This window comes from Haloferax sulfurifontis, assembly GCF_014635105.1.
In the GTDB taxonomy this organism is placed as follows: Archaea; Halobacteriota; Halobacteria; order Halobacteriales; family Haloferacaceae; genus Haloferax; species Haloferax denitrificans.
On sequence record NZ_BMCI01000003.1, the window covers coordinates 41,046 to 56,028 of the forward strand.

General features: G+C 67.0%; 11 protein-coding genes and 1 tRNA gene. 8 read left to right on the top strand and 4 right to left on the bottom strand.

Features of this window, described 5'->3' with window-relative positions; translation table 11 throughout:
• Positions 1-25: 25 nt before the first annotated feature.
• Together IEV64_RS08495 and IEV64_RS08500 are read right to left on the bottom strand one after the other, a co-directional pair.
• A complete protein-coding gene (locus tag IEV64_RS08495; protein WP_188423655.1) occupies positions 26-3,106 on the bottom strand; it encodes an FAD-binding and (Fe-S)-binding domain-containing protein in 3,081 nt (1,026 codons plus the stop codon).
• A gap of 204 nt (positions 3,107-3,310) precedes the next feature.
• The gene (locus IEV64_RS08500; RefSeq protein WP_188423656.1) at positions 3,311-5,023 is read right to left on the bottom strand and encodes an L-lactate permease; all 1,713 of its coding nucleotides are present in this window, start codon (positions 5,021-5,023) and stop codon (positions 3,311-3,313) included.
• A gap of 372 nt (positions 5,024-5,395) precedes the next feature.
• Between IEV64_RS08500 and IEV64_RS08505 the strand changes: the two genes are divergently transcribed.
• The 5 genes from IEV64_RS08505 (at position 5,396) to IEV64_RS08525 (ending at position 11,263) form a co-directional block, all read left to right on the top strand.
• The gene (locus IEV64_RS08505; protein ID WP_007274460.1) at positions 5,396-6,043 is read left to right on the top strand and encodes a helix-turn-helix domain-containing protein; all 648 of its coding nucleotides are present in this window, start codon (positions 5,396-5,398) and stop codon (positions 6,041-6,043) included.
• A gap of 122 nt (positions 6,044-6,165) precedes the next feature.
• Positions 6,166-8,010, top strand: a complete 1,845-nt coding sequence (locus IEV64_RS08510; RefSeq protein ID WP_007274459.1) for an Nramp family divalent metal transporter — start codon at positions 6,166-6,168, stop codon at positions 8,008-8,010.
• Positions 8,011-8,088: 78 nt separating this feature from the next.
• Positions 8,089-8,592 (top strand): LutC/YkgG family protein, encoded by a 504-nt coding sequence (locus IEV64_RS08515; RefSeq protein WP_007274458.1) that lies wholly within the window; start codon positions 8,089-8,091, stop codon positions 8,590-8,592.
• Positions 8,585-10,786, top strand: a complete 2,202-nt coding sequence (locus tag IEV64_RS08520) for an LUD domain-containing protein (protein WP_188423657.1) — start codon at positions 8,585-8,587, stop codon at positions 10,784-10,786. Before IEV64_RS08515 ends, IEV64_RS08520 begins: the two co-directional genes overlap by 8 nt.
• Before the next feature lie 183 nt (positions 10,787-10,969).
• A complete protein-coding gene (locus IEV64_RS08525) occupies positions 10,970-11,263 on the top strand; it encodes a PRC-barrel domain-containing protein (RefSeq protein ID WP_007274456.1) in 294 nt (97 codons plus the stop codon).
• Between the two features lie 4 nt (positions 11,264-11,267).
• Here IEV64_RS08525 and IEV64_RS08530 read toward each other — a convergent pair whose 3' ends face one another.
• Positions 11,268-12,725: a DHH family phosphoesterase gene (locus tag IEV64_RS08530; protein ID WP_004970563.1), complete on the bottom strand. Its 1,458-nt coding sequence runs from the start codon at positions 12,723-12,725 to the stop codon at positions 11,268-11,270.
• Between the two features lie 132 nt (positions 12,726-12,857).
• On the opposite strand from IEV64_RS08530, the gene IEV64_RS08535 reads away from it, so the two are divergent.
• A tRNA-Lys gene (locus IEV64_RS08535) sits at positions 12,858-12,931 on the top strand.
• A 121-nt stretch (positions 12,932-13,052) separates the two neighbouring features.
• Positions 13,053-13,283, top strand: a complete 231-nt coding sequence (locus IEV64_RS08540; RefSeq protein ID WP_007274455.1) for a hypothetical protein — start codon at positions 13,053-13,055, stop codon at positions 13,281-13,283.
• On the opposite strand, the gene IEV64_RS08545 is transcribed toward IEV64_RS08540, so the two are convergent.
• Positions 13,284-13,535, bottom strand: coding sequence for a DUF7999 family protein (locus IEV64_RS08545; protein ID WP_188423658.1), 252 nt, complete (start codon positions 13,533-13,535; stop codon positions 13,284-13,286).
• Positions 13,536-13,654: 119 nt separating this feature from the next.
• On the opposite strand from IEV64_RS08545, the gene IEV64_RS08550 reads away from it, so the two are divergent.
• Positions 13,655-14,962, top strand: coding sequence for an MFS transporter (locus IEV64_RS08550; RefSeq protein WP_188423659.1), 1,308 nt, complete (start codon positions 13,655-13,657; stop codon positions 14,960-14,962).
• The last annotated feature ends 21 nt before the right edge of the window (positions 14,963-14,983 follow it).

Below are 14,983 nucleotides of genomic sequence, written 5' to 3' on the forward strand. Positions count from 1 at the left end.
TCGGTGGTTTCTGCCGTAGCGCCGCTTACGCGTCGATGGCGCGCGCGAGCATCTCGACGGGGTGCGGCGGGTCGTCGGTCGCGCCGTCCATGTCTTCGAGTTGCGTCCGGCAGGACGCGCCGGGGGCGACGACAACGTCGCCGGGGCTCTCGGCCACCTGTCCTTCGAGGATGTTCCCGATGGCCTTCGACATCGAGTAGTGTTCGGCCTCGTAGCCGAACGACCCGGACATCCCGCAACACGTCGAGTCAAGCGGGTCCACCTCGAAGCCGGCGCGGCGGAGGACGCCCACGGCGTGGTGGTCCTTCTTCGTGGACTTCTGGTGGCAGTGTCCGTGATACGTCAGGTAGTCGTCCTGCGGTCGGAACGACAGCGACTCGTCCAGCCGGAACGCATCGACGTACTCCATGACGCCGTAGGCGTTTTCGGCGACGGCCTCCACGTCGTCGCCGGAGAGCAGGTCGAGGTAGTCCGACTGGAACATCACCGCGTCCGAGGGCTCACAGAGGACGACGTCCCAGCCCTCCTCGACGGAAGGCGCGAGCGCCTCGACGTTCTGCTCGGCATCGGCGCGGGCCTTGTCGAGAAAGCCCTTCGAGTGCGGGGGCCGACCGGAGCCGGCGACGCCCTCCGGAATCCGGACGTGGACGTTCGCGGCCTCAAGCGCCTTCACGGCGGCCTTGCCGACCTCGGGGTGGTTGTAGTTCGTGTAGGTGTCGGGGAACAACAGCGCCTTGCGGTCGGCCTCCGCCTCCGGGACGCCGCCCCCGCCGCGGCTCTCGAACCAGTCGACGAAGCTCGTCGAGTGGAACGTCGGAAGCGAGCGCTCCTTGGCGATGCCGACGGTCTTCTCCATGAGCGTCCGCGCGCCCGGCACCTTCGTCGCCGCGTTGGCGAGCGGGGCGAACGCCGACCCGAGTTTGGACAGCGAGTCGATGTTGGCGAACAGCTTGTCGCGGAAGCTGGAGCCGTTGCGCTGGTGGTACTCGTGGACGACCTCGGCTTTCATCTTCGCCATGTCGACCTCGCTGGGGCAGTCCTTCGAACAGCCCTTACAGCCGACACAGAGGTCGAGCACCTCGTCGACGAACTCGTCGGTGAACATCTCGTCTTCGGGGAGGCCGCCGCTCATGGCCTGCCGGAGCATGTTGGCGCGGCCGCGGGTCGCCTGAATCTCCTCTTCGGCGGCGCGGAACGTCGGACACATGACGCCGCCGACGGTGGACTGCTGGCCGCGACAGCCGGCACAGCCGTGGCAGAGTTCGACCATGCCCTCGAACCCGTTGTCGTTGTCCCAGTTCAGCGCCGGTTCGAAGCCGGCGTCGAACTCGTAATCGGGGGAAAAGCGGAGGTTCTCGGTCATGTCGTGGTCGCCGCAGATGTTCCCCGGGTTCAGGAGCCAGTCGGGGTCGAACGCGGTCTTGAGGTCGCGGAAGACGTTCCACAGGTGGTCGCCGTACAGCTTGCGGTTCCACTGGGTGCGCGCGCGGCCGTCGCCGTGCTCGCCGGAGACGGAGCCGCCGTACTTGACGACCAAGTCCGTCACCTCGTCGGCGATGGCCTCGAACGTCTCGACGCCCTCGGCGGTCTTCGTGTTGACGAGCGGGCGGATGTGCAGGACGCCCGGCCCCGCGTGGGCGTAGTACGACGCGAAGGTGTCGTGTTCGTCGAGGATGTCCTGGAAGTCGGAGACGTACGCCGGGAGGTTCTCGGCCGGGATGGCGGTGTCCTCGATGTACGCGATGTGCTTCTCGTCGGTCGTCCGCGACAGCAGAATCGGGAGGCCCGACTTGCGCATCTTCCAGAACTTCGCGCGGGTGTCGGCGTCGTGGGCCTCCATGAAGTCGGTCGCGCGGCGCTCCGTCTCGGTCACCGAGGCCGAGCCCTCGTCGGGGTCGAACTCGGTCCCGTCGGGGTCGATGACGCGGTCTTCGATGAGGTTCGCCACCTTCTGTTTGCCGGCCTCGTCGGAGTCGGCGTAGAACTCCACGAGGAGCGTCGAGTCCGTGCCTTCGGGGAGCATCCCGACCACGTCCGCGAACTCGGCGGTGTCGCGCGCGAGGCCGAGAAGCACGTCGTCCATCACCTCGACGGCCGCGGGCTCGTGTTCGAGGATGGGCGCGACGTCGTGCATCGCGTCGATGACGTCGTCGTAGGTGAGAAGCGCCACCGACGCGGTGTTCGGAATCTCCTCCAGCGAGACGGTCGCCTTCGTCACGATGCCGAGGGTGCCTTCGCTCCCGGCGACGAGGCGACCGAGGTTGACGCGGCCGGCCTCCCAGTCCTCGTCGATGCCCGAGTCGTCGGGCGTGCGGCGCTCGCCGCGCATCTCGTCGACGAGCATATCGAGGTTGTAGCCCGAGACGTTGCGCTTCAGGTCGGGGAAGCGCTCTGCAATCTCGTCGGCCTCCTCGTCGAGTATCCGCGCGATTTCGGCGTAGATGCGCGCTTCGAGGTCGCCGTCGGGGTCGCCGGATTCGCGGAGTTCGTCGACGCTCACCTCGCCGAACGTCGTCACCGTGCCGTCCGCGAGGACGACCTCTAGCTCCTCGATGTAGTAGTCGGTCTTGCCGTACTTCAGCGAGTGCGAGCCGGTGGAGTTGTTGCCGATTGCGCCGCCGAGCGCGGAGCGGTCGCCCCACGCCGGGTCGGGCGCGAACTTCAGGCCGTGGAGGGCGAGCTCCTCGTTGAGTTCGCCGAGGCGGACGCCCGCCTCGGCCGTCGCGGTCCGCGCCTCGGGGTCGATTTCCTCGACGCCGCCCATGTGGCGGACGAGGTCGAGGACGACGGCCTCGTTGACGGTCTGGCCGGCGAGGCTCGTGCCGCCGCCGCGGGGGAGGACGGGAATCTCGCGATCGGCGCAGTACTCCATCACCGCCGCCACGTCGGCCGTCGAGGTCGGCATGACGACGCCGATGGGGACTTGCTCGTACGCCGACGCGTCGGTCGCGTACAGCGTTCTCGTGTAGGTGTCGAAGCGCACGTCGCCCTCGACGAGGGACTGGAGGTCTTCGACCAGCCCCGGCCGCTCGACGTCGTCGCTGACGTAGTCGTAATCGCCAGCGAGCGCGGGGTCGGTGGCCGGTTCGTGCGTGTTGGATGCCATTGGTTAGCTCTGTCGTATGTCGGTTTGCGTGAACGGATAAAGACACCCGGTGACGGGCGTCGGTCCGGGTCGCGCGCGGGTGGTTTGCGAGTCGGTTCGCGGTTCGAATCGAGCCGGATCGGGACGGTTCGCCCCGAACCGAATCTGGTCGATTCGGGCCGAGGTAGTTCGACCGGGCCGAGCAGGGTCGAAAGCGCCGGCCGGTCAGAACACGCCCGGGAACAGCACGTAGCTGAACAGGAGCGTGAGGACGCCGGTCGCGGTCCCGTAGTACAGAAGCGGGATGAGTTCGAGGCGGATGACGCGGCCCTCCTCGCCGACGAGGCCGACGACCGCGAGCGCGGCGACGACGTTGTGGACGGCGATGAGGTTGCCGATGGCCCCGCCGACCGCCTGCGCGCCCAGCATGACGGTCTTCGGCGTGCCGATCTGGTCGGCGACGCCGTACTGGAAGGTGCCGAACAGGATGTCGGAGACGGTGTTCGACCCCGCGAGGAACGCGCCGAACGCGCCGACGAAGGCGGCGAAGAACGGGTAGACGCCGCCCGCGATGCCTGCCATGCCTTCGGAGAGGACGATGAGCATGCTGTCGGTGCCCGTGGCGTTGCCCGACTGGAGCATGATTTGGACGGTGGCGACCGCGAACAACAGCGCGACGACCGCCGGCGTGACTTTCTCGGCGGTCTCCGCCCACGTGGCTTTGACCTGCTTCGCGTCCATGTCGTGGAGGCCGATGGTGACGAGGTGGACCACGAGGAACACCGCGCCGGGCAGGTAGAGCAACTGGAAGTCGCCGGCCAACTCCGTGCCCCAGATGTCGGCGTACTCGAAGACGAGGTTCGACGTGAGGAAACTCGTCAGCGGGTCGAACACGCGGGTGACGACGAGGAGCGCCGCGACGAGGACGTACGGCGTCCACGCCTTCCACAGCGGCATCTGCTGGACCGAACCGCCGTCGGCGGCGACCGCACCGCCGCGCTGGCTCGTCTCGCCGGGCTGGATGTCGCCGACCCAGTGGTCGGGCCACTCGGTCTGCGGCGCGAAGTCCCACTCCTCGTCGGGGTGGAAGAAGCCGGCTTTGAGCGCGGAGACGGTGAGCAGTAGCCCCACCATCGCGCCGACAAGTCCGGGGAACACCGGGCCGAGGAAGTAGGCCGTCAGGAAGTACGGCACCGAGAAGGACGCCCACGCGAACAGCGTGAGAGGAAGCACTGCGAGCGCCGGCTTGATGGAGCGCTCCTCGCCGAAGAAACGCGTCATCATGGCGACGCCGATGAAGGGGAGCAGGATGCCGACGACGACGTGGTTCATCGCCGCGAAGACGGCGATTTCCGAGACCCACTGTTCGACGCCCATGCCCTGCGCGTCGAGCGCGTTCGTGATGACCGGCACGTCGTCGAAGATGTCTATCATCCCGATGATGAGCGGCGTGCCGACCGCGCCGAAGGTGATGGCCATGAGGTTCCCCGTCAGCGCGACCACGACGGCCGCGAGCGGCGGGAAGCCGAGGCCCACGAGGAGCGGGCCGACGATTGCCGCGGGTGTGCCGAAGCCGGCGGCGGCCTCGATGAACGAGCCCATGAGGAACACGAGCAGGACGACCTGCACGCGGCGGTCCTCGCTGATGGAGGCGAAGCCGTTGTTGATGGCGTCGAACGCGCCCGTCTGCTTGAGCGTGTACAGGAGCAAGATAGCTCCGAAGACGATGTACAGGATGTTCGAGGCGGTGATGAAGCCGTTGATGGTCGAGGCGATGACCCACTGCGGCGTCATGCCCCAGCCGAGGACGCCGGCCCCGATTGCGACGACCCACGCGACGGGCATCGCCCGCGTCGCGGGCCAGTACCGCCCGACCATCAGATAGGCGATGGTGATAAGCGGGAGCAGTGCGACGACCGCGTCGGTCGCGTTAACCATGCCGCACACCTCCGCAGTTCGTTCCAGCCTGTGCCGTTCCAGATTCGTGCCTGATGCGGTGCATCGTGGCATCCGCTACACAACCTTTGTGATAAATATCTATCGTTCGTCGCTATTCATGACATATCTGTTGAGGTCGACTTACCCGAAGTACACAACCCAGTACACTCGTGGATATTCGGGCAAATACGCGATTAAACGCCGAATTCTGGTTTCACATGGTCTATCCTGTCGGTTCGCGTTCGGAGCCGATTTCGGAAAACCGATTCTCGAAACGGCTATAACACACGTGTCTCACGGCCACAACACACGAGTGAACTGGATATTCACTCGTGTGCAAAGGCTTATACAGTCGTGTGAACTGGAATTATCATGGAAGATGAGTCTCGCGCGCGCTCCCGAAACGAGCACGGACAGTACGTGGGACGCATCTCGCTGGACGCCGTCTTGGACGTGTTCGAGGGGCGCGACGACGCCGCTCGCCCCCTCACCGCCACCGACGTGATGGAGGCGCTCGACTGCTCGCGGCGCACCGCGCACAACAAACTGAACGAACTCGAAGAACGCGGCGACCTCGCCACCCGGAAGGTCGGCGCTCGGAGCCGGGTGTTCTGGATTCCGATACCCGCCCGCGGGGAGTCGACTGCGGGGCGGGCCGCCGACTCGACCGACTCGGCTTCGCCCACCGAAACCGCGGCCACGGGCGAGGCCGAGGCCGACGGTCCTAACGACCTCGACCACCCGCCCGCCGTCTCGTCCGCCATCGAGCGCGCGGACCTGCCGGGGAGCGGCCCGATGCTCGACGCCCGCCGGGAGGCGCTGTCGGCGGCGTACCAGTACCTCACCGACCACCCGGAGGCGAAGAAGGCGGATTTCCTGCGGGACGTGTACCACGACTACCCCGCCGGCTTCGAGTCCGCCGAGGGCTGGTGGAACGCGATTCAGCCGGCGCTCAAGCAACTGCCGGGCGTCGACCCGCCGGAAGAGCGCGGCCACATCTGGCACTTCCTCGGCGGGTAGTCCCGTTTTTGAACGCGACAGCCACCCTACGAATTTATACACCATCGGGCCACAATTCCGGCAAACGCATCGATGTCAAGCGATTCGCCGTCCGATAGTTCCGTTCCGGGGTGTCTCGTCTCGTGAGCGACGGTCGACCCGGTTCCGACGCCGACGCGTCCGCGCGGTCGGACGCGCTCGACGACTCGGACGACTCCGGCGCGGACCTCTCGGACCCCTCGGAGTCCGCGCCCTCGACGGAACCGAGCGTCGCCGGCGGCGACGACGTCTACGCCTCCGAGGTCGAGGGAAAGCAGTACCGCGGGACGTGGTATCTCCCGCTTCGTTACGAGGAGTTGGAGGAGTCCGACGACTCGGACGACTACCCCGAGTCGGGCGAGGGCGGGTCGTTCCGCCTCGCCGACCTCCCGCGGGTCCCCCGCGTCGGCCACGTCGTCGGCCCCTCGGCCATCATGCTCGGGGCGTCGCTCGGGAGCGGCGAGACGCTGTTTTGGCCGGTGTTGACCGCGCAGTACGGCTGGGCGGTGTTCTGGGCGTTCGTCGTCGGCGTCTTCACGCAGTTTCTCATCAACACGGAGCTTCAGCGCTGGACGCTCGCCACCGGCGAGAGCATTTTCCGCGCGTTCGCACGCGTGGGGTCGTACTGGCCGTGGGCGTTCCTCGTCGGCGGCCTCATCAGCCTCGGGTGGCCGGGGTGGGCCGCCGGCGCGGCGCAGGTCGCCACGACGGCGCTCGGACTCGACGGGTCGGTCGCGCTCTTCGGCGCGTCGCTCGCGACGTGGAAACTCGTCGCCGCCGCCCTCATGGGCGTCATCTGGCTCTCGTATCAGGTGTCGTCGGTCATGTACAACGCCGTCGAGGTGTTCCAAATCGGCCTCCTGTTCGTCGCCATCGGCGCGGCCCTGCTCCTCGTCGCCGTCACCGGCTCGTGGGTCGAGTTCGCCGACCTCCCCGCGGCCGCCGGCTCGGTCGGAACGCTCCCCGAGGGACTGGACATCGCGGTCTTCCTCGGCGGCCTCGCCTTCGCCGGCGCGGGCGGCTACCTCAACCTCTCTCAGAGCCTCTGGATGCGGGAGAAGGGCTACGGCATGGGCAACTATCAGGGGCGCGTGAAGAACCCGCTTCGCGGCGACGACCCCGAACCCATCCAGCGCGACGGCTTCGCGTTCCGCCCGACGCTGACGAACCTCCGCCGCTGGCGCGGCTGGTGGCGCGTCGTCCAACTCGAACACCTGCTCACGTTCGTGTTCGGCCTGCTCCTCGTCGCCCCCGCGCTGATGAGCGTCGCCATGCGCTACGCGTCGGGGTCGACCGCCAACGCCATTCAGATGTGGCTCGGCGACGTCGTCCCGCTTCTCGGCCCGGTCGGCTCGTTTCTCGTCTTCGCCGTCCTCTTCGTCGCGCTCTTTACCACCGAGTACGCCATCGTCGAGTCGTTCGTCCGCAACAGCGCCGACGCCCTCTACGAGTCCTACGGCCGCGAGGCCGGCTGGGACCTCCCGAAGCTGTTCTGGCGGCTCCTCACCGCCTTCTGCGTCTGGGGCGTCGTCATCATCTTGCTTTTCTCCTCGCCGTTCGAGGGCCAAGAGCCGTTCTTCTTCCTCGTCGTCGGGGCCGCGATGTCCGGCGTGATAATGTGGCCCTACACCGCGCTCGTCCTCGTGATGAACACGACGCGGCTCCCCGAACACGTCCAACCCGGCTGGGCGCGCGTCGTCGGCATGTGGTGGGCGACGGGCTTCTACGGCTACTTCAGCGTCCTCCTCATCGGGACGTGGCTCAACGGAATCGGGCTCACGACGTTCCGAACGGTCCCGACGGTCCTCGGGAGCGGGACCGGCGGCTACCTCCTCTGGGCGGGCTACTTGGTCGTGCAGGCCTACGCGGTGACGAAATCCGCCGCCGGCAAGCGCGAGGCGGCCGGCACGGTCGCCGACGCGGACGAGGCGGTCGGTCGATTCCCCTAACCCGAATCTTTCATAATTAACCGACGGCGTGGTGTCTGAACCCGAAGAACGATTATGTAGAACGCGCTAGTTCCACGTATGTCAACCGGCACGGTTGCGACGTTCGAGGACTCGCTCGAACGACTCGAAGTAGGCTGGACACACGCGTCTCCCGATGGGCTGGCGGACGTGCTCGAAGGACTCTGTTCGGACCCGACTATCGGCGTTTCCCTCCCGTACGACGGCGTCGACCTCCCCGACTGGGTGAACACCGACCCGACCCCGGCGGACCTCCGGGAGGCGAACGCGGGTGTCACGGCGGCCGGTCTGGGTATCGCGGACTACGGGAGCGTCGTCGTGCAGGGCACGCCCGACGGCGTCGAACCCGTGAGCCTGTTCGGCGACCTCCACGTCGCCGTCCTCCGGCGGTCGGACATCGTCCCCGGCATGCCCGAGGCGTTCGACTGGCTGGGCGAGGAGTTCCGCACGGGACACTCCTCGGCCATCATCGCCACCGGTCCCAGCGCCACCGCCGACATGGGCGCGCTGGTGAAGGGAGCGCACGGTCCGAAGGAAGTCCACGTGGTGATTCTCGATGAGTAAGGCGCGCGAGGCCAAGGCGGCGAAGATTCGACAGCTGATGGAGACCGAGGGCGACGCCGTCGGCACGAGCACCCGCGGGTTCAACGAGGGGCGCTACCAGTCGGTCCAGACGCTCGACGACTACGAGGGGCTGAAGTCCGAAGCGCGGGCCATCAAGGAAGACGCCATCGAACGGCTCCCGGAACTCATCGACCAACTGCGCGAGACGGTCGAATCGAACGGCGGCACGCTCTACATCGCCGACGACGCGGCCGACGCGAACCGGTACATCCGCGAGGTCTGCGAGGACAAGGAGGCAGAGCGCGTCGTCAAGTCGAAGTCGATGACCTCCGAGGAGATAGAGGTCAACGAGGACCTCGAAGCCGCCGACATCGACGTGGTCGAAACCGACCTCGGCGAGTGGGTCCTGCAGGTCGCAGACGAGTCCCCGTCGCACATCGTCGCGCCCGCCATCCACAAGTCGCGGGAGGCCATCGCCGACCTGTTCAACGAGGCGTTCGACCCCGACGAACCCCTCGAAACCGCCGAGGAACTCACCATGTTCGCCCGCGAACAGCTCGGCGAACTCATCGAGGGCGCGGACGTGGGGATGACCGGCGCGAACTTCATCACCGCCGACACCGGGACGATGGCGCTCGTCACCTCCGAGGGTAACGCCCGGAAGACGGCCGTCGTGCCCGACACGCACGTCGCGGTCGCCGGCGTCGAGAAGGTCATTCCGACCGTCGAGGACCTCCGGCCCTTCGTCGAACTCATCGGCAAGTCGGGGACGGGACAGGACATCACCTCCTACATCTCGCTTCTGACGCCGCCGGTCGAGTCGCCGACCGTCGATTTCGACGCTCCCGACACGCCGCTTTCGGCGACCGAGACGGACCGCGACTTCCATCTCGTGCTCATCGACAACGGGCGGTTCGACATGCGCGAGGACGACCAACTCCGCGAGACGCTCTACTGCATCCGGTGTTCGGCGTGTTCCAACGTCTGCGCCAACTTCCAGCACGTCGGCGGCCACGCCTTCGGCGGCGAGACCTACTCCGGCGGCATCGGCACCGGCTGGGAGGCCGGCGTCGAGGGCCTCGACAGCGCCGCGGAGTTCAACGACCTCTGTACCGGCTGTAGCCGGTGTACCACCGCCTGCCCGGTCGAAATCGACATCCCGTGGATAAACACGGTCGTCCGCGACCGGGTCAACCGCGGCGAGGTGTCCGAACTCGACTGGCTCGTCGAGGGACTCACCCCCGACGAGGAACCCGGCGGCGTCAGCCTCCAGAAGCGCTTCTTCGGCAACTTCGAGACGGCCGCGAAGGTCGGGAGCTTCTTCGCGCCCGTCTCCAACTGGGCCGCCGGCCTCGGCGTCTCCCGCGACGTCATGGAGCGGTTCCTCGGTATCGACGCCCGCCGCGAACTCCCCGAATTCCAGCGCGAGACGCTGAAAGACTGGTTCGAGAGCCGCACCTCGCGGGTCGACGACCCGGTCCGGACGGCCGTGGTCTACCCCGACGTGTACACGAACCACGTGCAGGTCGAACGCGGGAAGGCCGCGGTCCGTACCCTCGAAGCGCTCGGCGTCGACGTCATCGTCCCCGACGTTCGCTCGTCGGGCCGCGCCCCGCTCTCGCAGGGCATGGTTGCGACCGCGGAGGACCACGCCCACGACGTGTACGCCGGCCTCGCGGAGCACATCGACGACGGCCGCGACATCGTCGTCATCGAGCCCTCGGACCTCGCGATGTTCCGAACCGAGTACGAGAAGTTCCTGCCCGAGAAGTCCTTCGAGCGCATCTCGGAGGCCAGCTACGAGGTCATGGAGTACGTCTTCGGCCTGCTGGAACACGGCGCTGACGCCGACGCGCTCTCGGCCGGTACGGGCGAGGAAGTCGCCTACCACAGTCACTGCCAACAGCGCACGCTCGGCCTCGAAGGCCACACCGAGGCCGTCCTGTCGGACCTCGGCTACGACGTCGCCACCTCCGACGTGGAGTGCTGTGGCATGGCCGGCTCGTTCGGCTACAAGTCCGAGTACTACGAACTCAGCGTCGACGTCGGCTCCGAGCTACAGGGGCAGTTCCAAACCGACGAGAACGGGGACCGCACGGTCGTCGCCAGCGGGACCTCCTGTCTCGAACAGCTCGATTCGCTCCTCAGCCGCCCGACGCAACACCCGATTCAACTGGTCGCGCCGCGGCGGTAACGCGCCCCCGACTCGGCTCCTGTCTCGGTCGTCGTTCGCGGCGACTCGCCCCCGTCTTCTCAACTGAACAACACGTCTCCGTCCGGTGATTTCTCGCCGGCGTCGGACGCCCGTCTGCCGCGCGTCTGCGCCCCGACTCGCGGGCTACGAACAATTAAGACCCGGCATCCCATGTTGGCGGATATGGACGGGACGCCCGAAGAGATTACGACGCTCGTAGGCCGGGAGGTCTACTCGAACAACGGTGTGTTCGTCGGCGAGGTCGAAGACGTCCGCCTCGACTTGGACCACGAGACGGTCACCGGCCTCGCGCTGACGGCGCTGAACGACGAACTGTTCCGCAACCAGATCGAACCCGGAAAGGGCGTTCTCATCCCGTATCGATGGGTCCGCGCCGTCGGCGACGTCATCCTCATCAACGACGTCATCGAGCGCCTGAAGAACCCAGAAGAAGACGAAGAGTCGCTGGTCGTCTGACGTTCTAACTCCCGTTTCCGCTCTCGCCGCCCTCGACGCCCATCGCACGGAAGAGCTTGCGCTTTACCGCCTCCTCGGTGAGTTGGAGGAGCGTGTCGCGGTTGTCGTCGTTGGACTCGATGCCCGTGAAGATGCCGAGCGGAATCTCGACGGACCCTTGCGTGGAGTGGCCGCCGGCCTCGCCGATGCCGGTGAAGGCGTCGCTCAGAATCTTCCCGATGTTCATGCGGATGTCCTTCGACCGCGCCGCGAGGTAGATGGTGTCGTCGGCGATGCCGAAGACGGCCGTCGTGGTGATGCCCTCGAGGTTGAGGAGGTGCTGGGCCGCCTGCGTCAGCGCGTCGCGGTCGCGGATGAACCCCGCGTTCGAGACGAGATGCGAGCCCTGCACGTCGCGGTTCTGGATGGCCTCGGCGAGCACGTCCAGCGTCTCCGGCGACATCGACGGCGACTCGACTTTCTCCAGCGTGTCGTGGTCGGCGAAGGGGTAGAGGTACGCCGCCGCGGTCAGGTCGGCGGGCGTCGTGTCGCGTTTGAAGTCGAGCGTCTCGGCGCGGATGCCGTAGAGAAGCGCCGTGGCGACCGCCTGCGACGGGCTGAGGTCGAACTCCTGGATGTACTTCGTGAGAATCGTCGAGGTCGACGAGACGTTCGGCCGCACGTCGGTAAAGCGGGCGTCGATGCCGTCGTCGGGTTCGAAGTGGTCGATAAAGACCGTGATGTCGGCGTCGCCGAGGTCGGGCATCCCCGACTTCATGTGGTCGACGAGCGCGACCGCGCCGTACTCTTCGAGCGGTTTCGAGTCGCTCCGCGGGGTGAGTTCGATGCCGAGGATGTTCACGAACGCCCGGTTCTCCTGGTGGCCCATGTCTCCCGAGTAGAGGATGTCGGCCTCGACGTCGTACTCGCGGGCGATGGCTTGGAGGGCGACCGCCGAGGCGAGCGAGTCGGGGTCGGGGTTGTCGTGGGTGAGGATGGCCATCCCGTGGTCGGTGTCGCGCAGGATGTCGGCCAGTTGGCGGGCCTTGTATTCGAGCTCGCCGGACTCGACGCTTCGGAGCGCGGAGTCGGCGATGACCTCGGAGGGGTTGATGACCACGTCGGCACCGAGCTTCGTCAGTTCGTCCTCTGAGACGGGGTCGGAGGCGCGGACGACGATGAACTGGTCTTCGTCGCGGTCGCGGATGGTCGAGACGGCGGCCTTGTTGGCCTCGACGTCCGACGAGAGGATGAGAATCACGTCGCGTCCGGTGACGGCGTCGGCGAGCTCCGGGTCGGCGATGTTCGTGGTCTGCGCGTTCAAGTCCTGGTCGCGCAGGGCTTCGACGCGGCTTTCGTCCTTGTCGAGGATGAGGACGTCTTTTCCCTCGTCTGTCAGTTCCTCGGCGACCGCGTGCCCGACGCTCCCACAGCCGAGTATCGCGTACGTAGACATCGAGGAAATGCTGACCCCTGCACTCATCGTTGCCCGCTACTCCGGCCGGCCGCCACTTAACACCCACCGTTTGTCCGTTGTTTCGCGCGTGTGCGTCCCTGCCGTCGTCGTACAGAAAGGAAAGTCATTTTACCTACCGGCAGTTACGAGAGATTGCAAGGGCCGGTAGCTCAGTTAGGCAGAGCGTCTGACTCTTAATCAGACGGTCGCGTGTTCAAATCGCGTCCGGCCCACTACTTCCTTCCAGACCAACTCCGACAGCCGAGGCGCTCCGTCTATATCACTCGGATAGCTGACAGGTGAGTGGCTTCCCACCCTCGGATGTTTTATGTCCCGCTCCGAACGCTACCGACTATGAACCAGAGCGACAGGACCGAACTGGTCCTCGTCTTCATCACGCTTCTCGTCGCCATCGTCTTCGGACTGGCCACGGGCGTCGAGGACCACTTCGACCCCGGACGGTTCCTTGCGGTTCTCACCCCGGACTTCGGGGTGCTTTTCGGTTCCGACGTCGTCGCCGGCGCGGTGCTCGTAGTGCTGTTCGGCGGCCTCGCGGTCGGCGCGAAACTGCTTTTCGACTCCTGACTACCTCCCGAGTGCGACCCACGAGTTCCCGCGCCCCGGCGACGGCGCGAGCCGAAGCGGGAACTCCGCGCCCGCCGCCGTCGAAGCGAGTCGCTCCCGCAGGTCCGACGTCGCACACGCCACCACGGTGCGTAGCTCTCCGGTCTCGACCACGCGGACGGTCATCGCCCCGTGGTCGTTCATCTCCCGCTCGATCCGAACGAGGCGCGTCTCCGTACCTCTCGCGGCCGTCTCTCCACCCACCTGTTCCATATGATGTGTCACTCGTCCTGAAAGATAAAGCTCACTGCCGCTATCTGACGGGCTTTTAGGTCGCCGACGGTGACCGCCGGTTCCGGTACTTCTTTTCGCCGGTTGACCGCACACAGCCCATGGACCGCACCCGTCTCAGGTTTTGGACGCTGTATCTCACTCGATTCGCCGGGGGGTTCGGCTTCATCACGCTCGTCACCCTGCTTCCGAAGTACATCAACGAACTCGACCCGAGCGCGGTCCTCGTGCCCGAGTTCGCCCTCGGCGGGCTCGCGCTCGGCGGTTTCTCCCTCTCGCGCGGGTTCGTCATCGGGATGTTCACCACCGGCTTCACGCTCGCCCAGACCGTCGCCGTCGTGCCGCTGTCGTGGGCCGGCGACCGCTACGACAAACGCCTCGTCCTCGCCGGGACGGTCGGTCTCGGCGCGGTCGTCTACGCCGCTTTTCCGCTCGTCGACTCCAGTCTCTCGTTTATCCTCGCGCGGGCCGCACAGGGCGTCGCCGTCACCGGCGCGGGGCTGATGTCGCTCGCGCTCGTCGGCGAGCTCGCCCGCGAGGGGACGCGCGCGAACCACATCGGGAAGGCGAACGCCGCCCGGTTCGCGGCCTCCATCCTCGGCAGTATCAGCGCCGGCGTCCTCTACGACCTGTTCGGCTTCACGCCCATCTTCATGGTCATCACGATTCTCCTGAGCATCGCCGTCGTCGCCATCTGGGTGTTCCTCCCGCCGGACGAGACCCGCGTCCGCGGCTTTCCCTTCACTGACCTCGCGCTCAACGAGCGCATCCTGACGATGGCGACGTTCCGCGTCCAGTACGCCGTCGCCGTTACGCTCGTCCGGACGTGGGTGCCCATCTACGCCGGCGTTGCCGCGGCCTCCGGCGGCCTCGAATACGGCGGCATCGCCGTCGCCGCCACCGTCGTCGCCGAGAAGTTCACCAACATGCTCTGTCAGCCCTACACCGGCCGCGTCTCCGACGGGTACGGCCGCGCGCGGTTCGTCTTCGTCGGCGGCGGCCTCTACGGTCTCATCGCGCTCGCCGTTCCCTTCTCGCCGGCGGTCGGCGGGGCGCTCGCGCTCCCCGCGGTGTTCCCCCTCCTCGGCCCGCTTTCGCCCGCCTTCCTCCCGCTCGTCGGCCTCGCGGGTCTGCTCGGGGTCGCCGACAGCCTCCGCGAACCGGCCAGCATGGCGCTCTTCGCCGACGAGGGCTCCGGCGGCGCGGGCGTCGCCAGTAGCTTCGGCATCCGCGAACTCCTCTGGCGGCCCGGGAGCGTCGTCGCGCCACTCCTCGGCGGCTACCTCATGGCCGAAGTCGGCATGGAGTGGGTGTTCTTCGTCGGCGGCGCGGCGGCCATCACCGGCGTCCTCGCCTTCCTCGCGGCCCTGACGTGGACCCACGGGACCGACGCGCTCACGGCGTGGTAGGAGTTCGCGCTTAATCTCTCG